Source organism: Bordetella tumulicola, assembly GCF_054779135.1.
In genome coordinates, this window is record NZ_BAAGYU010000004.1 from 19,560 (window position 1) to 42,233 (window position 22,674).

A 22,674-nucleotide genomic window follows, 5' to 3' on the forward strand; every position below is an offset into this window, starting at 1 on the left:
GTTGGCCGGGTCTTTCCGCTTCTTAAAAAGAGGGGAACTCCGGGGCGGATATATGTTCGGTCCGGCATGGCATGGGGCAGGCATGGGGCGCTTTTTGCGCCTTGATCGAGGTCCGGTCGTCGAGGTATTCAATGATGCGTGTGCTGTCCCAGATGTTGGTAGCCAGCGGGCTGATGCTCGGTGTGTCTGTTATGTCTTCAAGTTTTGCCGCCGAAAGCGCAGCAGGGCCTACTAAGCCCGATGCGACGAAAGGCGCGCAACTTTATGATCAGGGTGACGCTTCTCGAGGCATTGTCGCCTGTGCGTCCTGTCACGGCCCAGGGGGCAATAGCAGTATTCCTGCTAATCCCAACCTAGCCGCGCATCCCCACGAGTATTTGGCCAAACAACTGGCCGACTTCCAAACCAAAGAAGGCGCCGAGAAGCCCCTGCGCAACGGTGCGGGTGGCAATCCCACGCCGATGACCGCCATGGCGCAAAGTCTGACGCCGCAAGACATGCAAAACGTGGCGCTGTATCTGGCGCAGCAGCCGCTTGCGCAGCCAGCGACTGCGGGCTACGAAGATCTGGTCGAGCACGGGCGCAAGATCTGGCGTGGCGGTTTGCCGGAGCGCAATGTGCCGGCCTGTGCGTCGTGCCATTCCGCGAACGGCGCTGGCCTGCCCGGTCAGTATCCCCGGTTGGCAGGACAGTTCCCTTCGTATATCGAAGAGCAGTTGAAGCTGTTCCGCAGTAAAGACCGTGCCAACAACGCCGTGATGAATGACATCGCCGACCGTATGTCGGATGCCGATATCAAGGCAGTGTCTGATTACGCAGCGGGACTGCGCTAAAGTAAGCACTAGCCCCATTGCGTGGCTGGTTCGCACAACATGTCTGTATTTCTGGGGGTCGACTCCAGGGATGCTGCCCATAAGGGGGGAGCCGGTCGCGCGACCCCCTTTTTTTCATGAATTCAAGACTCTCCTCACCTCCTCGCTTTCCTCTGCGCAGTCTGCCGCGCGATGTCTTCGAATTAATCGGTTCGATGCGTTTTGCCGTCAGTTTGCTGATGTTTATCTGCGTGGCCAGTGTGCTGGGTACCGTACTGGCACAAAATCGCTCATCGAACGCATATATCGATCAATTTGGGCCTTTCTGGTTCGAAGTATTCGACAAATTTTCGATTTGGCACGTCTATAACAGTTGGTGGTTTCTGGCCATCATGGGTTTTCTGGTCGTCTCTACGTCGATCTGCTTGATCCGCAATACACCGAAGATGCTGCACGAAGCGCGATCGTTCCGCGAACATGTGCGGGCCAGCAGCTTGCGAGCATTTCCGCATCGGGTCGAAATCCACGATGCCGCGCCGGTAGATGGCGCGGTGAGCGGCGTGAAAGGGTTGCTCACTCAGCAAGGTTACGCCATACGCGAGCGTCGCGACGGCGACGGTGTCATGCTGGCCGCCAAAAAAGGCAGTGCCAATCGACTGGGCTATATTTGCGCTCACGCCGCCATGGTCATCATCTGCGTAGGTGGATTGCTGGACAGTGAGTTAGGGGTGCGTTTGCAGGTGTTGATGGCCGGTAAGCAGCCGATTGTGGACAACATGCTGATTTCGCAGGTGCCTGCCAGCGGGCGGCTTTCGGTGGACAATCCCAGCTTTCGGGCGAGCGTGCTGATCCCGGAAGGGGATCAGGTCAGTACGGCGGTGGTGATGGTGGGCGACGGGGCGCTGGTGCAGCCTTTGCCCTTTACCCTGAAACTCAAAAAATTCATCGTGGACTATTACTCGACGGGCATGCCCAGCCGGTTTGCCAGCGATGTCGTGGTTACGGATCCCGATACCGGCAAGACCTTTGAATCCACGATCGAGGTCAACGAGCCCTTGCGCTTCAAGGGTGTGACGGTTTATCAGTCCAGTTTCGATGATGGCGGCAGTACGGTCAGCCTCAAGGGCTATCCGCTGGTCGGTACGAGTACTACGCCGTTTGACGTTTCGGGCACGGTCGGCAAGTCCGCCGAGATCACGGCGCGCGGCAATGACGGCAGCGCCCGGGACATGCAAGTGGATATCACGGCATTGCGCCCGATCAATGTCGAGGATCTGAGCAGCGGTGCACCGCAAGGTGATAACAAGACGCTGGGCGAGCACGTTGCATCGGTGTCCGGAAGTGCGGCGGGCAAAAAGAACGAGCATCTGCGCAATGTAGGCCCGAGTGTTGAGTATCGTTTGCTTGACCAGGCCGGGCAGGCGCATGAGTTCATGAACTATATGCTGCCCGTTGAGTTGGACGGCATAGGGGTATTTTTGGCTGGGGTACGTAATAACCCGTCGGAAAATTACCGCTACTTGCGTATTCCGGCAGATGCCGACAGCTCGTTGACCGAGTTCATGCAACTGCGGGCAGCGTTGGCTGATCCGGCCGCCCGGAGTGAGGCGGCGCGTCGCTTTGCCGAGCGCAATAGCCCTTCGGCCGCCGAGCAAAAATCGTTACAGGGGGCTGCCGAGCGCGGTCTGGAAACCTTCGCAACAGGGGGGTTGCAGGCGATTGCGGGCTTTTTGCAGGCGAACACCCCTCAGGCAGACCTGGAGCGTGCGGCCGACGTGGTGATTCGCCTGATCGGTGCCTCTGTGGCTGAACTCCGTGGGGTGGCTCGTGAACGGGCAGGGTTGCCGGCATTGCCCGAGACAGGGCCCGAGGCCGAGCGCGCCGTACAATGGTCGAGTCTGGCCGTGGCCGCGTTGTCGGATCTGAATATCTATCCCGCACCGGTTTTCCTGACGCTGAGCGACTTTAAACACGTTCAGGCTAGTGTGTTTCAAGTCAGCCGTACCCCTGGCAAAAACGCGGTTTATATTGGTTGCCTGCTGTTGGTGCTGGGAGTTTTCTCGATGTTTTATATCCGTGACCGGCGCGTGTGGGTCTGGGTCAAACCCGCCGCCGATGGCGCGGGTAGCGACGTCCATGCTGCGATGACATCGCAGAAGCGTACACTTGATTTCAACCACGAGTTTGATCGCTTCAAACAGGCGTTGTTGCGCCGGAACAGGCCTTGAGGTTTTTCATGTCCGCCAGTACTACTACCCAGTCAGTTAATGCCTTGTGGCAGCCGGCACTATCGGCTACCGGTGACGCGCGCGCGCAGCGTGGCAAGCCGGGCTGGACTGACGTTGTGTTCTTTTTGTTGCTGGCCGTGGGCGCGGGTTATGCGCTGATGACATACAGCAGCGCCATGGACTATTACGAAAAAATCATCCTGTGCGCGGCGGTGTTCGTCCTCACCTGGCTGGGATGGCTGTGGCGCCCGCTGCGCAGCTTGATGATCGCCTGTGCACTCGCGGCGGGATTTGCGCTGCTGCTGTATGAACAGGACTTGGCGCGTGCCGAGCAGGTATTCTTCCTGAAATACCTGTTTTCATCCCAATCGGCCATCCTATGGATGAGCGCACTGTTTATCCTGGCCACGATCTGCTACTGGATCGGCATTTTCAGCCCCACGGCAGCCTGGTTGGGGACGGCATTGACCTGGGGGGCGGTGTTTGCGGGCGTGACGGGTTTGTTGGTGCGTTGGCGCGAGGGGCATTTGATGGGCCCCGACCTGGGCCATATTCCGGTCAGTAACCTGTACGAAGTCTTCGTACTGTTTTCGCTGATTACGGCCTTGTTTTACCTGTATTACGAACGCAAATACGCCACGCGTGCGCTGGGCGGTTTCGTGTTGCTGGTGATCTCGTCTGCGACCATATTCTTGCTGTGGTATGCGTTTACGCGTGACGCGGGCCAGATACAGCCGCTTGTGCCCGCGTTGAAAAGCTGGTGGATGAAGCTGCATGTGCCGGCCAACTTTATTGGGTACGGGACATTTTCTCTCGCGGCGATGGTGGGCTTTGCCTATTTGATCAAGCAGCATGGCACGACGACGTCGTGGGTCAAGTTGGCGCCGCTGTTTGTCTTGGGTGTGTTGCTGTGTGTGGAGCCCCTGGTGTTTCGTACCGATGGGCTGTCGGCGACCTGGATGATTTATTTTGGCGTCGGGGTCGTGATTGTCGGTGGGATTCTGTTGGGACGGCGTCGCATCGCGCAGGCGCTACCCTCGCTCGAGGTGCTCGACGACATCATGTATCGGGCCATTGCGATCGGCTTTGCGTTCTTTACGGTCGCGACCATTCTGGGCGCATTGTGGGCCGCTGACGCATGGGGAGCCTATTGGCAATGGGATCCGAAAGAAACCTGGGCGTTGATTGTCTGGTTGAACTACGCGGCGTGGCTGCACATGCGCTTGATGAAAGGCCTGCGCGGGCATTTCGCGGCGTACTGGGCGCTGGTTGGGTTGCTGATTACGGGATTCGCCTTTTTAGGGGTGAACATGTTCCTGTCGGGGCTGCACTCCTACGGAGAGCTGTAACCGACGGATCGTGCACCGTGCCGGAATGCAACGTCTGCCCGCCGCCGCCTGAAATCAGCCGGCGACGGGCAAAAGACCTTTAGGGCAGCGTGGATTCGCCACGCAGCAGGTCATCCAGGGTTTCACGTTGGCGCACGATGTAGTGCTGGTCGCCATCGACCATGACTTCTGCGGCCCGGGCCCGGGTGTTGTAGTTGCTGGCCATCACCATGGCATAGGCGCCGGCGGATTCCAGAGCGAGGACGTCGCCAGCCTGCAGGGCGAGAGGCCGTTGGCGGGCGAGCCAGTCAGCGCTTTCACAAACCGGTCCGACGATATCGTATTGCGTGGTGTCGCCGTCGTGGGGCGATACCGGCTGAACCCCATGGTACGCGTCATACAGGGCCGGACGCAGCAGGTCGTTCATGGCGGCATCGACAATCGCGAAATTGCGTGCAGGTGCGTGTTTCAGGTATTGAACCGTGGTCAGCAGCACGCCGGCATTGCCCACTAGCGAACGGCCAGGCTCCAGCACGAGATGCAAGTGCCCCAGGCCGCGCGCTTGCAAGCGTTCGAATACTTGATCCAGCAGCGCCTTGGGCGAGGGCGGGACTTCGTCGGTATAGCGGATCCCCAGACCACCACCGAGATCCAGATGCTGGACCGTGATGCCGACCGTGGCTAGCTGCTGGATTAGATCCAGCAGTTTTTCCAGTGCATCAAAGTACGGGCTGATATCTGTGAGCTGCGAGCCGATATGGCAGTCCACGCCCACGATATCGAGTCCTGGTAGCGACGCCGCCGTGCGATAGGCATCAAGGGCCGATTCGATGGCAATACCAAACTTGTTTTCTTTCAGGCCGGTAGAAATATACGGATGGGTCTGCGCATCCACGTCGGGGTTGACGCGCAGCGATACCGAAGCCCGTTGCCCCATGGATTGCGCAACCTCGGACAAGCGATGCAGTTCAGCCTCGGATTCGACGTTGAAGCATTTGACGCCAGCCTCGAGGGCAGCGCGCATTTCCCAGGCCTGTTTGCCCACACCCGAAAAAACGACCTTGGCAGGATCGCCGCCGGCGGCCAATACGCGCTTGAGCTCTCCGCCCGACACGATGTCGAAACCCGAACCCAATCGGGCGAACTCTTTCAGGACAGCGAGATTGGAGTTGGCCTTCATGCCATAGCAGATCAGGACCGGACGGTCGCCGATCGCGTCGCGATACGACTGCCAGGCTTGGGCCAGCGCGGCACGCGAATAGACATACAGTGGCGTCCCCAACTGGTTGGCCAAACTGTCTAACGCGACCCCTTCGGCGTGCAAAACACCGTTTTTGTAGTGAAAATGTGGGTGCCCGATCAAGCTGGGCTGTGCGGAATGGGAAGTCATGGAATCGGTTCAACAGGGGGGATATTAAGCGGCTCGGGCGGTTTGGGGTCGGGTTGTCCCGGCGCCGGCGGCAGATAAAGCGGACCCTTAAAGCCACAGGCCGCAATCAGGCTGACTGCGGCGAGCGTGGCTACAATGCGTAAGACCATACGGCCATGTGCCATGTGGGACACTAGAAACTCCGTAATTCTTGCAGGCTCAATTATGACTGAAACCGAATTCCTTGCGTTGGTTGACCAAGTACTGACCAGTATCGAAAGCCAGGCGGACGATTGGGCTGCCTCACAGGATGTCGATATCGAGACCAGTCGTAGCGGTAATGTGCTGACGCTGGTCTTCGAAGATGGCACCCATGTTGTTGTGAATAGCCAGGCAGCTATGCAGGAAATCTGGGTGGCTGCTCGTAGTGGTGGGTTTCATTATCGCTACGAAGACGCACAATGGAACAATACGCGAGGTGGGCCCCAGTTGCCCGATGCCTTGTCGCAGATCTGCTCAGAGGCAGCGGGGGTGCCGGTGGCGGTGCGCTTGTAGCGCGTACCGCACCCGTTTTGCCCCCGCTGCCTTGGCCCTGGCGTTTGCCTGGGGTCAGAACGGAATCTGTTGTGCCCAGTCAGGCGTTTGTTGGCCGGAGTTCAGGTTGGGAGAGACACGAATGGCGTCGTTGTTGCCATTGCCACTCCCTCCATTCCCGCGGCCTACCAAATCATTCAGGAAATCGCCCAATTGATCGGTCTCCACGCGGGTGGGCTCAGACAGGCCGAGGCGCGCCACGGACTCGCCGGGCGGAAATTCCGAGAAATAAAACTCGCCGCGTTCGACAATCAGCCCATCAGGACGGGGACGCTCTTTCTGCTCGGGCACGCCCTTGAGCATTTCGCCCATGTATTCGAGCCAGATGGGCATCGCGATGCCGCCACCCGTTTCGCGCGAACCCAGTGATTTGGGCTGGTCAAAGCCCATCCAGGCGGTCGCGACCAACGTCGGTGTGTAACCCGAGAACCAGGCATCGACCGATTCGTTGGTCGTGCCGGTCTTGCCAGCCACATCCGAGCGTTTGAGCGTGGCACGCGCGCGTGCAGCCGTACCGCTGGTGGCGACGCCGCGCAGCATGTTGTCCATGACGTAGGCCGTACGCGGGTCAATCGCCCGGGCGGCTTCGTCGCCAGCAATGATAGGTTTGGACTGCATAAGCACCTTGCCGCTGCTATCCGTTACGCGTTCGATCAAATAGGGGGCGATGCGGTAGCCGCCATTGGCGAATACCGCGAAGGCGCCCGCCAGTTGCAGCGGAGTGACCGAGCCTGCGCCCAGCGCCAACGGCAGCACGGCGGGTTGGCGGGCCTTATCAAAGCCAAAGCGCGTCAGGTACTCTTGTGCGTACTGGGGGCCGATCGCCTGCAGAATACGAATAGAGACCATGTTCTTGGACTTGTACAGGCCCTGTCGCATGGTCAGCATGGGTTCGTATACATTGCCGTAGTTTTTGGGCGTCCACGGCTTGGAACCGGTTTTCGCAGCGCTCAGATGGAACGGCTGATCAGAAATCTGCGTGGCGGGCGTCAAGCCGCGCTCTAGCGAGGCTGCGTAAATGAACGGCTTGATGTTCGACCCCGGCTGGCGCCAGGCCTGGGTGACACGGTTGAACTTGCCCCGATAGAAATCAAAACCGCCGACCATGGCGCGGATCGCGCCGTCCTGCGGAGCCAGGGCTACGAAAGCGGCTTGTACGGCAGGCATGTTGATGACTTCCCAGCCATCGCCAAATTTATGGATATACACCACCGATCCGCGTTTGAGGCGCTTGGATTCTGCCGCTTTGCTGCTCAGCGAGCGGGCCACGACATTCAGGACCTTTTTGTCGGTAATCGAGATGATCTCGCTGGCGCTGCGCATGACCTTGATTTCGGTCGGACTGGCCGACAGCACCACCGCAGTCAGCAGATCACCGCTGTCCGGGTATTTTTCGAAAGCGACATCCAGGAACTCGTCCAGCGTTTCAGCGTCCTTTTCGATGCCCTCAGGCATGTCGAGCTGCTCTTCGGGGCCCGGGTAGACGGCTCGGCGCGTGTATTGCAGGATGCCATCACGCACCGCGTTGTAGGCCGTTTCCTGGTCTTTTGAGCTGACGGTCGTGTAGATATTGATGCCGCGCGAATAAAGCTCGTCTTTGTAGATGCCGTAAAGCAATTGGCGCGCCAGTTCGGCGACATACTCGCCATGGATGGCATAGCCGCCCGCCGGTGTGCCCTGGGCGGCCTTCATCACGATGGGTTGCGCTTTGGCTTGCTGGTATTCCGCGTCAGTCAGGTAACCCAGCGAATGCATGCGGCCCAAAACGTAGTTCTGTCGGATGGTGGCGCGCGGCAGGTTGGCGATGGGGTTAAAACGCGACGGGGCTTTGGGAATCCCCGCGAGCATGGCTGCCTCGGCCGCCGTGACCTCGGACAATACCTTGCCAAAATACGCACGAGACGCCGCAGCAAAACCGTAGGCCCGATGACCCAGGTAGATTTGGTTCATGTAGAGCTCAAGGATTTGGTCCTTGGTGAGCTCGGATTCGATCTTGAACGTCAGCAGCAGCTCGTAAAACTTGCGCGAATACGTTTTTTCGGACGACAGATAGAAGTTACGCGCCACCTGCATGGTGATGGTACTGGCACCCTGCGATTTGGACATATTGACCAGATTGGTCAGGCCTGCGCGGATAACGCCCATCCAGTCGATACCGCCATGCTGATAAAAGCGATCGTCTTCCGCGGCCAGCACGGCCGATTTCATGACATCCGGGATTTCGTTGAAACGCAGCACGTTGCGGCGTTCTTCGCCGAATTCGCCGATCAGTACGTGGTCGCTGGTGTAAACACGTAGCGGTACGCGTGGCCGATAGTCGGTCATGGCATGCAGATCGGGCAGATTTGGCCATGCCAATGCCAGCGCCATCCCGCCCAGCAGGATGCCGCACAGCACCATGCCGCCACAGAAAATGCCCATCTTCACGAAAAACCGCAATATGGGAGATCCGCTTTTTTGGGGGGAGGTTTTTTTGGAGGAGTTTTGCGACTTGCTCATCGCGGCGATTTTACGGGTAACTGTAGATCCGCTTGAGAGCCATTTTCGAGTTTCTGTAACAAATTCGTTCAGTGTCGTAAGCGGGCAACTGGCTGGCAATGGGATAATGCCACCATGAACGTCCATGCCAATATAGCATCCGCAGCCCCGGCGGATCCCACAGAGAGTGTCGATATCGCCACAGAGGCGGGCACGCACGCGAGCCTGCCGCATGATTTGCCCATTTTTTTAGTGGGCATGATGGGGGCGGGAAAGACAACCATCGGGCGCGGTTTGGCCCGTGCGCTGGGACGCGAATTTATTGATCTGGATCACGAGCTTGAGGCGCGTTGCGGTGTACGGGTACCGATTATTTTCGAGATCGAAGGCGAAACCGGCTTTCGCAAGCGCGAAGCCGCCGCATTGGATCACTGTACGAGCCGCCGCGGCATCGTGTTGGCGACTGGCGGTGGCGCAGTGTTGTCCGCTGAAAACCGACAGATGCTGCGCGAGCGCGGCATTGTGTTGTATTTGCGCGCCAGCTTGGATGAGTTATTTCGGCGGACCAGCCGCGACCGCAACCGCCCTTTGCTCGCCAATCCCGATCCGCGCGGTACGCTGCGCGACTTGATGACAAAACGCGCGCCGCTCTACGAAGAAGTGGCTGATCTGGTGGTCGAGACTGGCACGACGCCGGTGTCTCATCTGGTGCGATCATTGCTGCCTCTGTTGCAGGCTTACGAGAAGACCTTATGACCGTCATTGACGTCGACACCCCCGGGGGGCGTTACCCTATCCATATCGGTCCAGGCCGGCTGGACGTGCTGGATCAGTCTATTCCTGCCGATGCCACGACAATCGCCGTCGTGACGAACCCTACAGTGGCTCGCCTGTATGGCGAACGCGTCGAGGCAGCGCTGGCGCGCACCGGTCGCCGCGTGTTGCGCATCGAGTTACCCGACGGCGAGGCTCACAAAGACTGGCAAACGCTGAACCTGATTTTTGATGCATTGTTGACGCATCGTCTGGATCGCCGTGCGGTATTGGTGGCCCTGGGGGGTGGTGTGATCGGCGACATGACCGGCTTTGCGGCCGCCGTCTATATGCGCGGTATCCGGTTCGTTCAGGTCCCCACGACGTTGTTGGCGCAGGTGGATTCCTCGGTGGGGGGCAAGACCGCTGTCAATCATCCACTGGGTAAAAACATGGTCGGCGCGTTTTATCAGCCGATCGCGGTCGAAATCGATACCGACGTGCTGAATACACTGCCGCCGCGCGAAGTCTCGGCGGGTTTGGCCGAGGTCGTCAAATATGGATTGATTCTGGATGCGGACTTTTGGGGCTGGTGCGAAGACAACGCGGCGGCATTGCGCGCGCTCGACCCGGCCGCGTTGGCTTATGCCATTCGCCGTTCTTGCGAGCTGAAGGCGCAAGTCGTGGGAAAAGACGAGCGCGAGTCCGGCCTGCGCGCTATCCTGAACCTGGGTCATACCTTTGGCCATGCAATCGAATCCGGCCTGGGCTATGGCGAATGGCTGCACGGCGAGGCCGTGGGCTGTGGCATGGTGCAGGCCGCTGAGTTGTCCGCCGAGGTCGCGGGCTTCCCCAAGGCAGACGTGTCCCGCGTGCGTGATCTGGTGCAGGCGATTGGTTGCCCCATTGTGGCCCCGGATCTAGGGGCCGACCAGTGGCTGGCGCTGATGCAGGTCGACAAAAAAACCGAGGGTGGCGAGATTCGATTCGTGTTGATGCCACGCATAGGCGAAGCGATCACACAGACCGCGCCGCTTGATGCCATCCACCGCGTACTGGCCCGTACGGTAGCGTAATCAAGCAGGGACGATGCTCATCATGACGGAATTGGCCCGCTACGCATCTGATCCCCAGGCAACCCGCGGTCGGCGACACGCTGAGTCGCCACCGCAAAACCGCACCGAGTTCCAGCGCGATCGCGACCGCATCATTCATTGCACCGCTTTTCGCCGCCTGGAATACAAGACACAGGTTTTCGTCAACCACGAAGGCGACCTGTTTCGTACTCGCCTGACACATAGCCTGGAGGTCGCGCAGATTGCGCGCACACTCGCCCGCAGCCTGCGTCTATCCGAAGACCTGACCGAAGCGATCGCCTTGGCGCACGATTTGGGGCACACGCCGTTTGGGCATGCCGGGCAAGACGAACTGAATGCCTGCATGCGAGAACTCACGCCGGAGGCTGGCGGCTTTGAACACAATCTGCAAAGCCTGCGCGTCGTGGACGAACTCGAAGAACGTTACGCCGAGTTCAGCGGGCTGAACCTGTGTTTCGAAACGCGCGAAGGGATTCTGAAGCATTGTTCAGTCGTGCATGCCCGTCAATTGGGCGACGTGGGCGAGCGCTTTCTGAGCCGGACCCAGCCGTCGCTTGAGGCACAGCTGGCGAACCTGGCTGATGAGATTGCCTACAACAATCACGATATCGACGACGGCTTGCGCTCGGGGTTGATTACCCTGGACCAAATGCAAGACGTGATGCTCTTTGCGCGCCACTATCGGGAGGTCGTGCAACGCTACCCGCAGTTGGCCGAGCGGCGTGCCATTGCCGAGACCGTGCGTCGCATGATCAACTCGTTGATTGTCGACCTGACCGAGACCTCGTCGGCGCGTATTGCCGATGCGAACCCCGTCGACAGCATCGCGGTTCGTCATGCTCCGCCGCTGGCTGGATTTTCAGACGGCGTGCGTCGCGAGGCCGACGAACTCAAGCGCTTTTTGTTCGAGAATCTGTATCGACACTATCGCGTGTTGCGCATGACCTCGAAAGCGCGCCGTATTGTTCGCGAACTGTTCCAGGCATTTTTGTCCGACCCGCGTCTACTGCCGCCGGATCATCGCCGGGACGAGCCGCAACAACCGCGCGCCATTGCGGATTACATCGCCGGGATGACCGATCGCTATGCTATCCGCGAGCATCGGCGGTTGTTCGATATGGGTTAGTTTTTCCCGCGTTGCAGGACGCGCCCCAGATAGTGGCCAGTGTGGCTTTGCGTGTTTGCCGCAACATCTTCGGGTGTGCCCGTGGCGACGACAAAGCCGCCGCCATCGCCACCCTCGGGGCCCATATCGACCAGCCAGTCGGCGGTTTTTATTACATCCAGATTGTGCTCAATGATCAGTACGGTGTTGCCACTGTCGACGAGTTGATTGAGCACCTGCAGCAGCATTTCAATGTCGCGGAAATGCAGACCGGTGGTCGGCTCGTCCAGGATGTACAGCGTGCGCCCGGTACTGCGGCGTGACAGCTCTTGTGACAACTTAACCCGCTGGGCTTCACCGCCCGACAGGGTGGTTGCGCTTTGCCCCAACCGGATATACGACAGTCCGACATCGATCAGCGTGTGCAGTTTGCGGGCGATCGCGGGGACGGACTCAAAGTACTCGAGCGCTTGCGCGACCGTCAGGTCCAGGACCTCGCTGATATTGCGGCCACGATAGCGGATTTCGAGGGTCTCGCGGTTATAGCGTTTGCCGTGGCAGACGTCGCAGGGCACGTACATGTCTGGCAGAAAATGCATTTCGACCTTGACGACGCCGTCGCCCTGACAGGCTTCGCAACGCCCGCCCTTGACGTTAAAACTGAATCGCCCCGGGTCATAGCCACGTGTGCGAGACTCGGGGACACCCGCGAACAATTCGCGAATCGGGGTGAACAGCCCCGTGTAGGTAGCGGGATTGCTGCGCGGCGTGCGACCGATAGGGCTTTGGTCGACGCTGATGATCTTGTCGAAGTGTTCCAGTCCCGTGATGGAGGTATACGGAGCGGGTTCGCTTTGCGCGTGATGCAATTGGCGCGCAATCGCGACGGCCAGCGTGTCGTTGATCAGGGTGGATTTGCCCGAGCCGGACACTCCAGTCACGCACACGAGCCGTCCCGCGGGGACATGCAGGTCGACGTTCTTTAGATTGTTGCCGCTGGCGCCCTCGAGGACCAGCCAGGGCTGCTCATCGTTGATAGGACGTCGATCGGGGATCGCAATGGCGCGCGTGCCGCTCAGATACTGCCCGGTCAACGATGCAGGATCCGCCTGGACGGCCTCGGGCGTGCCCTGTGCCACGACCTGCCCGCCGTGTTCGCCCGCGCCCGGGCCCATGTCGACGACCCAGTCCGCCAGGCGGATCATGTCTTCGTCGTGTTCGACGACGATCACGCTATTACCGAGGTCGCGCAAGTGCTGCAGCGTGCTGATCAGGCGGTCGTTGTCGCGTTGGTGCAGACCGATCGAGGGCTCGTCCAGCACATACATAACCCCCGTCAGGCCGGAGCCGATCTGGCTAGCCAGACGGATACGCTGGGCTTCGCCGCCCGAGATGGTGTCGGCGCTGCGGTCCAGCGACAGATAATTCAGGCCGACGTTGTTCAGAAAACTCAGGCGCGCTTCGATTTCGCGCACGATACGTTGCGCGATCTCTTGCTTGGCGCCCGTTAGCGTCAGGGCTCGAAACCATGCCAGGCAGTCTGACAGCGGCATGGCCTCGACCTCGTAGATGGCCTGGCCACGACGCGCGCCTTCGCGCTGTTCGGTGCCGATCAGCACATGACGGGCTTCTGCCCGCAGACGCGATCCGCCGCAGTCCGGGCAGGTCTTGATATTGCGATACTTGCCCAATTCTTCGCGTACGGTGGTCGAGTCGGTGTCTCGCCAACGGCGTTCCAGGTTGGGGATGATGCCTTCGAACGCATGTCGCTTGACAGTGCTGCGGCCCTTCTCGTTCAGGTACAGAAACGCGATTTCTTCCTCGCCGGATCCGTATAGAACCTTGTGGCGCACGTCCTCCGGTAGTTCTTCGAAGGGTGTTTCAATATCAAACTCGTAGTGTGCGGCCAGACTGGTCAGCAGCGAGTGGGTAAAGGAATTGCGACGATCCCAGCCACGGATTGCGCCCGAGGCCAGACTGAGTTCGGGGAATGCCACCACGCGTCTGGGATCGAAAAAGCCGACTTGGCCAATGCCGTCACAAGCAGGGCAGGCGCCCATGGGGTTGTTGAAACTGAACAGGCGCGGCTCGAGTTCAGGCAAACTGTGACTGCAAACGGGACAGGCGTAGCGGCTGGAGAATACCTGTTCGCGGTCGGAATCCATGTCCAGCGCGACCGTGCGCCCATCGGCCAATTGCATGGCCGTCTCGAAGCTTTCCGCCAGGCGCTGTTTGCTTTCCGCCTTGATGCGCAATCGGTCGATCACGACATCGATGTCGTGCTTTTCGTTCTTCTTCAGTGGCGCCATCTCACTGATTTCCTGCATCTGCCCGTCGACGCGCAATCGCACATAGCCCTGGGCCTGCAGGCTGGCGCATTCGTCTTCAAAACCGCCTTTGCGCCCTCGGGCGATGGGGGCCAACACCGCCAGGCGTGTTTCAGTAGGCCAGGTCAGCACGGCATCGACCATTTGACTGACGCTTTGTGCCTGCAGTGGCTGGCCGTGGTCGGGGCAGTAGGGAGTGCCTACCCGGGCGTACAGCAACCGGAGGTAGTCATGAATCTCTGTGATGGTGCCCACGGTCGAGCGCGGATTGTGGCCCGCCGCCTTTTGTTCGATCGAAATGGCAGGGGACAACCCCTCGATGAGGTCGACATCAGGCTTGTCCATGAGCTGCAGAAACTGCCGTGCATAGGCCGACAGGCTCTCGACATAGCGTCGTTGCCCTTCGGCATACAAGGTGTCAAAGGCGAGCGACGATTTGCCAGAGCCAGACAGGCCCGTGACTACCACCAGCTTGTGGCGAGGCAAGTCCAGCGAGACGTTTTTGAGGTTGTGGGTGCGAGCACCCCGGATGCGTATCGCGTTCATCGGGTCTTTCAGCAGTTTCAAAGGGCAACTTGGTACTATAGCGCGCCGAGGCTTTTTCCATCCCTGTTGCATGCCGGTCGAACCGAAACTGAAGTTAACTCCGTCGGAAAGGCGCGCCAGTGTTGCGCTAGCGGGACTATTTGCCTGCCGGATGCTGGGTCTGTTCCTCCTGCTGCCCGTATTTGCGGTTGCTGCCCGTGGTTTACCCGGGGGGGATGATCCGTTTCGGGTCGGCCTCGCGCTGGGCATGTATGGCCTGACGCAGGCCGTCATGCAGATTCCTTTAGGGTTGGCGTCTGACCGCTGGGGACGTCGCCCGGTCGTTGTGGCCGGCCTCCTGCTGTTTATCGCCGGCAGTGTCGTGTGCGCTTTGGCGCAAGACGTGTTCTGGATCACCATCGGCCGGGCTATTCAGGGTGCGGGGGCGATTTCCGCTGCCATCACGGCCTGGCTGGCTGATGCGACCCGCGACGCCGTGCGCACGCGCGCCATGGCCATGGTGGGTGGATCAATCGGCCTGTCATTTGCCGTGTCGCTGGTGTTGGCGCCCGTATTGGTGGGCTGGTGGGGCTTGCCGGGGCTGTTCTGGACGATCGGCTGTCTGGGCGTAGCCAGTCTGGCTGTGGCCCGCTGGTTCGTGCCCGTGGTCCCCCGTACCGAGGCTCGCAGCATGAACAACGTCGGTCCGCGCCAAGTCCTGGCCCATGCCGATTTGCTGCGCCTGAATTTCGGTGTGTTCGTGCTGCACTGTATTCAGGTGGCGTTGTTTGTGGTGGTGCCGGCGTTATTGGCCAATGCCGGCGGTCTTCCCACGCAGGCGTTATGGAAGGTCTATCTGCCCATCATCCTGGTGTCGTTCGTCTTGATGGTGCCTGTGATTTTCGTGGCCGAACGTCGTCGTGCGCATCGGGGGGCGTTGCGGGCGGCTGTGGCGGGGCTGATCGTCGTGTGCGCGCTGTTACCCGGCGCCAGCGAGGGGTTTTATACCCTGGCGGTGGCGATGACGGCATTCTTTGTGGCCTTCAATATCCTGGAGGCCCTGCAGCCCTCGTTAGTGTCGCGAGTCGCGCCCGCCCAGTACAAGGGACTGGCGCTCGGGTTCTACAACACGGCGCAGGCCGCGGGGCTATTTTGTGGAGGCGCGCTCGGCGGCTGGCTCGCCGCCCAGGCGGGCACACATGCGGTGTTTTGGGCAGCAGCGGGCTTGTCGGCGATTTGGTTGGCCGTGACGTGGGCCTTAAAGCCCTTGTCCTGACGGCTGGCGTCGCCGACGCTCCTCTCGCACCACGATCCAGACGCCCACAAGCAGCATAATCGCCAGCGCATACCAGGTAATCGCATAGCTCAGGTGGCTGTTGGCAAAGGTCACGACCGTTAATCCGCCGACCGGTGCACGAACAGGATCCCGGTTGTTGGCACTGCTGGCCGCATCCGCATCAACGAAATAAGGGGCCACGTCGGTCAAGCCACGTGCCGCGGCGATGGCCTGCAGATCACGCGTATACCAGCGATTGGCACCGGGGTCGTTATTACGCAGAAAGGCTTCGCTGGGCTCGCCCATGCGTAGTAATCCCGTGACCTGCGCGACCAGCGGGGGCGGATTTTCGGCCGCTGCGTTCTTGCGCCATTCGGGCAAGACAAAGCCGCGATTCACCAGAATCGTACTGCCGTCGGCGAGCATCAGGGGCGTCATGACCCAATAGCCGCTACCAAAGTTCGTCACGGCCTGGACCAGTGTCTGGCGATCATATTGATAATGGCCAGAGACGGTGACATGGCGGTACTCGGCGTTGTCCCGGGTCAACGATGGCCATTCGGATCGCGGTGGGGCAGGCGCGGCAGGCAAGTGTATGCGGGCATCGATATTCGCGATGAGGGTTTCTTTCCAGGCCAGACGATGGACTTGCCAGGTGCCGAGCGCGCACAGCGCCACGAAAATGGCGAGCGCAATCACCCCCATAACTACCAGGGACAAGGTGCTGCGCGGACGGGAAGAGGGGGAATCGGGTTCTGCTTTTACTGCGGTCATCAGGGCATATTTCGCATGTCGTGAACGGACATGGGCATCATATTCGAATCCAAGTGATACATGATCCAGAGGGATCCGCTCAGCGTGATGACAACGAGCACCAGCGCAAAGATGAACGCCAGCATATTCCAGCCGCTTTCGGACTTGGTATCCAGGTGCAGAAAGTAGACGATATGCACCACTATCTGTACGGCCGCAAAGGCCAGCAGCACCAGCGCCGTGGTGCGAGAGGAGTCGAATACCTTGTCCATGACCAGCCAGAACGGGATGACGGTCAGAATGGCCGCTAGTACAAATCCGGTGAGGTAGCTCTTGAGTGTCCCGTGGCCAGCCTCGTCGTCTCCGTGGCCGTCATGACCATGATTCGATCCGAGCTCCAGGTTCGACAGATGATCGGTTTGCGTCGTCATGGCAGCACTCCCATCAGATAGACAAAGGTGAACACGCCGATCCAGATCAGATCCAGGAAGTGCCAGAACATCGACAGGCACATCAGGCGCCGACGGTTTTCAGGGATCAGGCCATGCTTGTGCACCTGCACCATCAGTGTTATCAGCCAGAGTGTCCCGAACGTCACGTGCAGGCCATGCGTGCCAACCAGGGTGAAGAACGACGACAGGAAAGCACTGCGCTGCGGCCCCGCACCCTCGGCGATCATATGCGTGAATTCATACACCTCCAGCGACAAGAAGCCAATGCCCAGGACGCCGGTGATGGCCAGCCACAACTGCACCATGCCGGTGCGTTTTTGACGCATCTCCAGCATGGCAAAGCCGTACGTGATGGAGGAGACCAGCAGTAGCGATGTACTTAGCGCCAAGAGCGGCAAGTCGAACAAATCCGCGCCGGATGGGCCCGCCGCATAGTTGCGGCCGAGCACGCCATAGGTGGCGAACAAGCAAGCGAAGATCAGGCAATCGCTCATCAAGTACAGCCAGAACCCAAGCAGTGTGCCGTTCTTGGCATGATGTTCGCCAGGAACGTAAAACACCGGCTCGGTGGGCGGCGTCGCGCTGCCAGGCAACGGGGGGGCCAAAGTATCAGACATGTTGTTCCAGCAACCGGGTGCGTGCAGCCTCTGTTTGCACGACTGTTTCAGCCGGCACGTAGTGGTCGCGCTTGTAGTTGAAGGTATGGGTAATTGCCACGATGATCAGCGCCGCGAAAGACAGCACGGCCAGTGGCCACATGTGCCAGATCAGTGCAAACCCCATGACCATGCTGATGCCCGCCAATACGATGCCCGCCCAAGTGTTTTTAGGCATGTGTATCGGGATAAAGCCGGTCTGCGGCCGCTGATAACCATGTTGCTTCATTTGCCACCACGCGTCCTGGTCATGCACGCGGGGGGTGAATGCAAAGTTGTATGGAGGCGGTGGCGATGACGTAGACCACTCCAGCGTGCGGCCATTCCAGGGGTCGCCAGTGACGTCACGCAGAGACTCGCGTCGACGGTAGCTCACGACCAGCTGAATCAGGAAACTGGCGATACCCAGCGCGATCAGCAGGGCGCCGAACGCGGCGACCTGGAACCAGATTTGCAGCGATGCGTCTTCGAAATGATTCACGCGGCGCGTGACCCCCATCAGCCCCAGCGCATACAGCGGCATAAAGGCGAAATAAAAGCCCACCAGCCAGAACCAGAATGAGCATTTGCCCCAGAAAGGATCGAGCTTGTAGCCGAAGGCCTTGGGAAACCAGTAGGTGATGCCGGCCATCAGGCCGAACAACACGCCGCCGATGATGACGTTATGGAAATGCGCAATCAGGAACAAGCTGTTGTGCAGAATGAAATCCGCTGGCGGCACTGCCAGCAGCACACCTGTCATGCCGCCAATCACAAAGGTCACCATGAAGCCCATGGTCCACAGCATCGGGACGTCAAAATGGATACGCCCACGGTACATCGTGAACAGCCAATTGAATATCTTGGCGCCGGTCGGGATCGATATGATCATCGTCGTGATCCCGAAAAATGAGTTCACGCTCGCGCCTGAACCCATCGTAAAGAAGTGATGTAGCCAGACCAGATACGACAGTACGGTGATCACGACCGTCGCATACACCATGGACGCATAGCCAAACAGGCGCTTGCGGCAGAACGTGGCGACGACCTCGGAGAAAATGCCAAACGCGGGCAGGATCAGGATGTAGACCTCGGGGTGTCCCCAGATCCAGATCAAATTCACGTACATCATCGCGTTGCCGCCGAAATCCGCCGTGAAGAAATTGGTGCCGACGTAGCGATCCATGGCCAGCAACCCCAGCACAGCCGTGAGGACGGGAAAGGCCGCGACGATCAGGACATTGGTGCATAGGGAGGTCCACGTGAAAATGGGCATGCGCATCAACGTCATGCCGGGCGCGCGCATCTTGATGATGGTCACCAGCAAATTCACGCCTGATAGCAGTGTCCCCACCCCTGCTATCTGCAACGCCCACAGGTAGTAATCCACCCCCACATCCGGACTGTGCGCGATCCCTGACAAGGGCGGATACGCCAGCCAGCCTGTCTTCGCAAATTCACCGACAAACAGTGACAGCATGACCAGTATGACGCCACTGACGGTCATCCAGAAGCTGAAGTTGTTGAGAAAGGGAAACGCCACATCGCGCGCACCGATCTGCAAGGGCACGATGTAGTTCATCAATCCCGTGACCAATGGCATGGCCACAAAGAAAATCATGATCACACCATGCGCGGTGAATATCTGATCATAGTGATGCGGTGGCAAATACCCGGTGGATTCTCCGAAAGCGATCGCCTGCTGCGATCGCATCATGATGGCATCCGAGAAGCCGCGCAGCAGCATGATGATGCCCAGAATCACATACATGACCCCGATCTTCTTGTGATCGATACTGGTGAACCATTCGCGCCAGAGGTAACCCCATTTGCCAAAGTAGGTAATGCCGCCCAGCACGAGCATCGCACCGATGGCGACGACGATAAAGGTGACGACCAGAATGGGCTCATGATATGGAATAGAGTCCAGGGTCAGGCGACCGAATATCAGCTTGGTCAGGTCGAATTGATCGGTCATCTCGGTCTCAGGGTAACGATCATAAGTGCGCGCCTGTCAGAGCAGTAATTCCGCCGTCGACGTGCACATGGAGCCTACATACTGGCGCGGGGGCGTTTGCGTCAGGCCAAGGCGCTCGCGTACGGCAGGGCTCAGGCTCGTCACGTTGTACGCGCCAGGGATACCCAGACCGCCCTGAGCATCAATGGCCATAACGTCCTTGATGCACATACGGTTAGGTTCCACGCAGCGGTTGACGATGGCGCTGAACAAGTCCGGCGCCACGCTGTTATAGCGCTGCACCGGATTGCGTTCACTGGGTTGCTCTAGTTGCAGGTATGCGGCGCGACTCAGCGTATCGCTAGAGGCACGCGCATCAGCGACCCACTTGTCGAAACCCGCCTGATCCACGCCGTGGAACGTGAAACGCATGCCGGAGAAGCCCGATCCGCTGTAATTGGCCGACAGGCCCTCGTATTCGCCGGGGTGATTAATGACGGCATGCAGAGTAGTTTGCATGCCCGGCATGGCGTAAATCTGGCCAGCCAGGGCCGGAATAAAAAAGGAGTTCATGACGGCCGACGAGGTGATCTTGAACTGAATCGGACGATCAACGGGAGCAGCCATTTCGTTGACGCTGGCGATGCCTTGCTCGGGATAGAGGAACAGCCACTTCCAGTCCAGCGCGACGACTTCTATGACGAGCGGCTTGGTGTTGGGGGGAACCTCGCGTCCCTCGGATAACCTGGTCAGCGGGCGATAGGGGTCTAGTTTGTGGGTACTGACCCAGGTCAATGCGCCCAGCGCAATGATGATGAGCAGCGGGGCGGCCCAGATCAGTAGCTCGAGCACGGTCGAATGATGCCAATCGGGGTCGTAGTTAGCCGTTTCGTTGCTTTCCCGGTAGCGCCAGGCGAACAGAAATGTCAGCAGGATGACCGGTACGATGATCAATAGCATCAGCCCGGTCGAGATGATGACCAGATCGCGTTGCTGCAGGGCGATATCGCCGGACGGCGATAGCAGAACTGCGTTGCACCCTGCCAGCAATGGCAAAAGGGCAAGTAGGATCAATCCGCGGAACCTTGGGAAAGACGGCATAGCCAAACCCCGAAACGTAACCGTGGGAAGTAAATGCAACACTACCTCGGAAGTTAAGAAAAATCTACCATTACGCGTGTATAAATCTGCATAAAGCGACGTTTTGTGCACAGATTGATGCCAAGATGCTTGCGGCATTCCTTGACATGCGCGTACCCTTCTACCCGTATGTTGCAAGATCGTAGACAAGGTGTATCCAGAACCTCCACTTGCGAGCTAACCCATGTCGAGCACTACGCAATATCCTGGCCATACTGCCCCCGTACCAGGGGCGGGCCTGTCAGGCGGACACGGTAGCCGTGCCAAGGTGGCTCCCGGCGAAATCGCCGTCGGCGTGGTGGTAGGGCGCGCCTCCGAGTATTTCGATTTCTTTGTATTCGGTATCGCCTGCGTATTGGTTTTCCCCAGGGTCTTTTTTCCCTTCGAGGCGCCGCTTGAAGGCACGCTCTGGTCATTCGTGATTTTTTCGTTTGCCTTCATCATGCGGCCCATCGGCACGGCGTTGTCGATGGCTGTGCAGCGCCATTGGGGGCGCGCCACAAAATTGACGGTGGCGTTGTTCCTGCTGGGAACGGCCACGGTGGGGATGGCATTCCTGCCCAGTTACGATGTTATTGGTGCCTATGCCATCGTGTTGCTGTCGATATTTCGGTGCATGCAGGGGCTGGCGTTTGGCGGATCGTGGGATGGGCTCCCGTCGTTGTTGGCGCTCAACGCACCGTCTAATCGTCGCGGTTGGTATTCGATGCTGGGGCAGTTGGGGGCACCCGTTGGCTTTATGGTCGCCAGTGCACTGTTTCTATTTCTGCACGTGACCCTCACCGAAGCCGATTTCCTGTCTTGGGGCTGGCGTTATCCCTTCTTTGTCGCGTTTGCCATCAACGTGGTGGCGCTCTTTGCGCGCTTGCGCCTGGTCGTCACCGAGGAATACACGCAACTCCTCGAAGAAGGCGAGCTCGAGCCCATCAGGGTCAGCGAGATGGTGCGTGAGCAAGGCTATAACCTGTTCATTGGCGCCTTTGCCGCGTTGGCCAGCTATGCCCTGTTCCATCTAGTGACGGTGTTTCCGCTGTCATGGATCGCGATTCGTGCCTCGCAGGAGATTCCCCAAGTCTTGATCGTGCAGATCATCGGGGCCGTGCTTTGCATTCTGGGCATTATTGCCTCGGGCATGTTGGCCGATCGTATCGGGCGCCGGACGACCTTGGGTGCGTTGGCGCTATTAATCGGCGTCTACGCCTTGTTTACGCCCTGGCTGCTGGGCGGCAGTCCAACCGCACAAAACGCTTTCATTCTGATTGGCTTTGTGTTGTTGGGTCTGTCTTACGGTCAAGCTTCTGGCACCGTGACGTCCAATTTCTCACGGCGTTATCGCTATACGGGCGCCGCACTGACGACAGACATGGCCTGGTTGGTCGGCGCGGCATTCGCACCCTTGGTGGCGTTAGGCTTGTCGGTACGTTTCGGCCTGGTGGCTGTCAGCATTTATCTGCTGTCCGGCACGGTGTGCACGCTATTGGCGCTGCGTATCAACAAGGTCCTGGAAACGCGGGATTGATATTTTTGCTGCGTTGACCGCAGTTTTATTTCTATTCTCTTTTTTACGAAAGTTTTCCTGTGCGATGGCGTCGCATAGGAGATCGCGCGTGGTCGCGATGGCGGCGAGAAGCCATTATTACAAATTCAATCTGCTCGCCCAAAAACGTTGACAAAAACGTCGGAATTCCAGCGCTTGCTGTAATCGTTCCGTCTTCGTCCCTCCATAGACTTCCCCGCTCTTCGACAGAAAAGAGCCATGCATAGTCATCGCTGAAAAGCCGTTGGCGTCGCGACTGTGCTTTCAATAATCCTCACGACATAACTCTCAAACTTATGAAGCCAGAA

The 22,674-nt window shown here is 59.0% G+C and carries 18 protein-coding genes; 9 read left to right on the forward strand and 9 right to left on the reverse strand.

What is annotated here, in order from left to right:
- Positions 1-131 precede the first annotated feature (131 nt).
- From ACYVDM_RS02265 to ccsB, 3 genes are all read left to right on the forward strand, one after another.
- The gene (locus ACYVDM_RS02265) at positions 132-833 is read left to right on the forward strand and encodes a c-type cytochrome (protein WP_415791232.1); all 702 of its coding nucleotides are present in this window, start codon (positions 132-134) and stop codon (positions 831-833) included.
- Positions 834-1,027: 194 nt separating this feature from the next.
- Complete coding sequence (locus ACYVDM_RS02270; RefSeq protein ID WP_415791462.1) at positions 1,028-3,040, forward strand: cytochrome c biogenesis protein ResB; 2,013 nt, start codon at positions 1,028-1,030, stop codon at positions 3,038-3,040.
- A gap of 8 nt (positions 3,041-3,048) precedes the next feature.
- Positions 3,049-4,389: a c-type cytochrome biogenesis protein CcsB gene (ccsB, locus tag ACYVDM_RS02275; RefSeq protein WP_415791230.1), complete on the forward strand. Its 1,341-nt coding sequence runs from the start codon at positions 3,049-3,051 to the stop codon at positions 4,387-4,389.
- 79 nt (positions 4,390-4,468) lie between these two features.
- On the opposite strand, the gene lysA is transcribed toward ccsB, so the two are convergent.
- Both lysA and lptM read right to left on the reverse strand, forming a co-directional pair.
- Positions 4,469-5,758, reverse strand: a complete 1,290-nt coding sequence (gene lysA, locus ACYVDM_RS02280) for a diaminopimelate decarboxylase (RefSeq protein ID WP_415791228.1) — start codon at positions 5,756-5,758, stop codon at positions 4,469-4,471.
- Positions 5,755-5,922: an LPS translocon maturation chaperone LptM gene (lptM, locus tag ACYVDM_RS02285; RefSeq protein ID WP_460475299.1), complete on the reverse strand. Its 168-nt coding sequence runs from the start codon at positions 5,920-5,922 to the stop codon at positions 5,755-5,757. Before lptM ends, lysA begins: the two co-directional genes overlap by 4 nt.
- 40 nt (positions 5,923-5,962) lie before the next feature.
- Here lptM and cyaY point away from each other — a divergent pair, with 40 nt between their 5' ends.
- The gene (gene cyaY, locus ACYVDM_RS02290) at positions 5,963-6,292 is read left to right on the forward strand and encodes an iron donor protein CyaY (RefSeq protein ID WP_415791226.1); all 330 of its coding nucleotides are present in this window, start codon (positions 5,963-5,965) and stop codon (positions 6,290-6,292) included.
- 54 nt (positions 6,293-6,346) lie between these two features.
- Here the strand turns inward: cyaY and ACYVDM_RS02295 are convergent, their stop codons facing one another.
- Complete coding sequence (locus ACYVDM_RS02295) at positions 6,347-8,830, reverse strand: penicillin-binding protein 1A (RefSeq protein WP_415791224.1); 2,484 nt, start codon at positions 8,828-8,830, stop codon at positions 6,347-6,349.
- Positions 8,831-8,944: 114 nt separating this feature from the next.
- On the opposite strand from ACYVDM_RS02295, the gene ACYVDM_RS02300 reads away from it, so the two are divergent.
- Genes ACYVDM_RS02300 through ACYVDM_RS02310 form a run of 3 tightly spaced genes read left to right on the forward strand, consistent with a single transcriptional unit; the run spans position 8,945 to position 11,785 of the window.
- Complete coding sequence (locus ACYVDM_RS02300) at positions 8,945-9,565, forward strand: shikimate kinase (protein ID WP_415791222.1); 621 nt, start codon at positions 8,945-8,947, stop codon at positions 9,563-9,565.
- Positions 9,562-10,638, forward strand: coding sequence for a 3-dehydroquinate synthase (gene aroB / locus ACYVDM_RS02305; protein WP_415791220.1), 1,077 nt, complete (start codon positions 9,562-9,564; stop codon positions 10,636-10,638). The genes ACYVDM_RS02300 and aroB overlap by 4 nt, the downstream gene beginning before the upstream one ends.
- Before the next feature lie 22 nt (positions 10,639-10,660).
- Positions 10,661-11,785 (forward strand): deoxyguanosinetriphosphate triphosphohydrolase, encoded by a 1,125-nt coding sequence (locus ACYVDM_RS02310; protein WP_415791218.1) that lies wholly within the window; start codon positions 10,661-10,663, stop codon positions 11,783-11,785.
- Here ACYVDM_RS02310 and uvrA read toward each other — a convergent pair.
- Positions 11,782-14,637 carry an excinuclease ABC subunit UvrA gene (gene uvrA / locus ACYVDM_RS02315; RefSeq protein WP_415791216.1) on the reverse strand — a complete coding sequence of 952 codons (2,856 nt, stop codon included), beginning with the start codon at positions 14,635-14,637 and terminating at the stop codon, positions 11,782-11,784. The genes ACYVDM_RS02310 and uvrA overlap by 4 nt on opposite strands.
- Positions 14,638-14,707: 70 nt before the next feature.
- On the opposite strand from uvrA, the gene ACYVDM_RS02320 reads away from it, so the two are divergent.
- Entirely contained in the window at positions 14,708-15,892 is a 1,185-nt protein-coding gene (locus ACYVDM_RS02320; RefSeq protein WP_415791214.1) for an MFS transporter, read from the forward strand.
- Here ACYVDM_RS02320 and ACYVDM_RS02325 read toward each other — a convergent pair.
- The 5 genes from ACYVDM_RS02325 to cyoA are packed head-to-tail and all read right to left on the reverse strand — an operon-like array spanning position 15,875 to position 20,790.
- Positions 15,875-16,666: an SURF1 family protein gene (locus ACYVDM_RS02325; RefSeq protein WP_415791212.1), complete on the reverse strand. Its 792-nt coding sequence runs from the start codon at positions 16,664-16,666 to the stop codon at positions 15,875-15,877. The genes ACYVDM_RS02320 and ACYVDM_RS02325 overlap by 18 nt on opposite strands.
- On the reverse strand, positions 16,666-17,076 hold the full coding sequence (gene cyoD / locus ACYVDM_RS02330) for a cytochrome o ubiquinol oxidase subunit IV (protein ID WP_415791210.1): 411 nt from the start codon (positions 17,074-17,076) through the stop codon (positions 16,666-16,668). Before cyoD ends, ACYVDM_RS02325 begins: the two co-directional genes overlap by 1 nt.
- Positions 17,073-17,714, reverse strand: a complete 642-nt coding sequence (gene cyoC / locus ACYVDM_RS02335; protein ID WP_415791208.1) for a cytochrome o ubiquinol oxidase subunit III — start codon at positions 17,712-17,714, stop codon at positions 17,073-17,075. Before cyoC ends, cyoD begins: the two co-directional genes overlap by 4 nt.
- On the reverse strand, positions 17,707-19,710 hold the full coding sequence (gene cyoB, locus ACYVDM_RS02340; protein WP_415791206.1) for a cytochrome o ubiquinol oxidase subunit I: 2,004 nt from the start codon (positions 19,708-19,710) through the stop codon (positions 17,707-17,709). The genes cyoC and cyoB overlap by 8 nt, the downstream gene beginning before the upstream one ends.
- A gap of 36 nt (positions 19,711-19,746) precedes the next feature.
- Positions 19,747-20,790, reverse strand: a complete 1,044-nt coding sequence (gene cyoA, locus ACYVDM_RS02345; protein WP_415791204.1) for a ubiquinol oxidase subunit II — start codon at positions 20,788-20,790, stop codon at positions 19,747-19,749.
- 223 nt (positions 20,791-21,013) lie between these two features.
- Here cyoA and ACYVDM_RS02350 point away from each other — a divergent pair, with 223 nt between their 5' ends.
- On the forward strand, positions 21,014-22,348 hold the full coding sequence (locus tag ACYVDM_RS02350) for an MFS transporter (RefSeq protein ID WP_415791202.1): 1,335 nt from the start codon (positions 21,014-21,016) through the stop codon (positions 22,346-22,348).
- The last annotated feature ends 326 nt before the right edge of the window (positions 22,349-22,674 follow it).

Coding starts and splice junctions, on each gene's coding strand:
- ACYVDM_RS02265 (WP_415791232.1), top strand. CDS start 132: ATGATGCGTGTGCTGTCCCAGATGTTGGTAGCCAGCGGGCTGATGCTC.
- ACYVDM_RS02270 (WP_415791462.1), top strand. CDS start 1,028: ATGCGTTTTGCCGTCAGTTTGCTGATGTTTATCTGCGTGGCCAGTGTG.
- ccsB (WP_415791230.1), top strand. CDS start 3,049: ATGTCCGCCAGTACTACTACCCAGTCAGTTAATGCCTTGTGGCAGCCG.
- lysA (WP_415791228.1), bottom strand. CDS start 5,758: ATGACTTCCCATTCCGCACAGCCCAGCTTGATCGGGCACCCACATTTT.
- lptM (WP_460475299.1), bottom strand. CDS start 5,922: ATGGCACATGGCCGTATGGTCTTACGCATTGTAGCCACGCTCGCCGCA.
- cyaY (WP_415791226.1), top strand. CDS start 5,963: ATGACTGAAACCGAATTCCTTGCGTTGGTTGACCAAGTACTGACCAGT.
- ACYVDM_RS02295 (WP_415791224.1), bottom strand. CDS start 8,830: ATGAGCAAGTCGCAAAACTCCTCCAAAAAAACCTCCCCCCAAAAAAGC.
- ACYVDM_RS02300 (WP_415791222.1), top strand. CDS start 8,945: ATGAACGTCCATGCCAATATAGCATCCGCAGCCCCGGCGGATCCCACA.
- aroB (WP_415791220.1), top strand. CDS start 9,562: ATGACCGTCATTGACGTCGACACCCCCGGGGGGCGTTACCCTATCCAT.
- ACYVDM_RS02310 (WP_415791218.1), top strand. CDS start 10,661: ATGACGGAATTGGCCCGCTACGCATCTGATCCCCAGGCAACCCGCGGT.
- uvrA (WP_415791216.1), bottom strand. CDS start 14,637: ATGAACGCGATACGCATCCGGGGTGCTCGCACCCACAACCTCAAAAAC.
- ACYVDM_RS02320 (WP_415791214.1), top strand. CDS start 14,708: ATGCCGGTCGAACCGAAACTGAAGTTAACTCCGTCGGAAAGGCGCGCC.
- ACYVDM_RS02325 (WP_415791212.1), bottom strand. CDS start 16,666: ATGACCGCAGTAAAAGCAGAACCCGATTCCCCCTCTTCCCGTCCGCGC.
- cyoD (WP_415791210.1), bottom strand. CDS start 17,076: ATGACGACGCAAACCGATCATCTGTCGAACCTGGAGCTCGGATCGAAT.
- cyoC (WP_415791208.1), bottom strand. CDS start 17,714: ATGTCTGATACTTTGGCCCCCCCGTTGCCTGGCAGCGCGACGCCGCCC.
- cyoB (WP_415791206.1), bottom strand. CDS start 19,710: ATGACCGATCAATTCGACCTGACCAAGCTGATATTCGGTCGCCTGACC.
- cyoA (WP_415791204.1), bottom strand. CDS start 20,790: ATGCCGTCTTTCCCAAGGTTCCGCGGATTGATCCTACTTGCCCTTTTG.
- ACYVDM_RS02350 (WP_415791202.1), top strand. CDS start 21,014: ATGTCGAGCACTACGCAATATCCTGGCCATACTGCCCCCGTACCAGGG.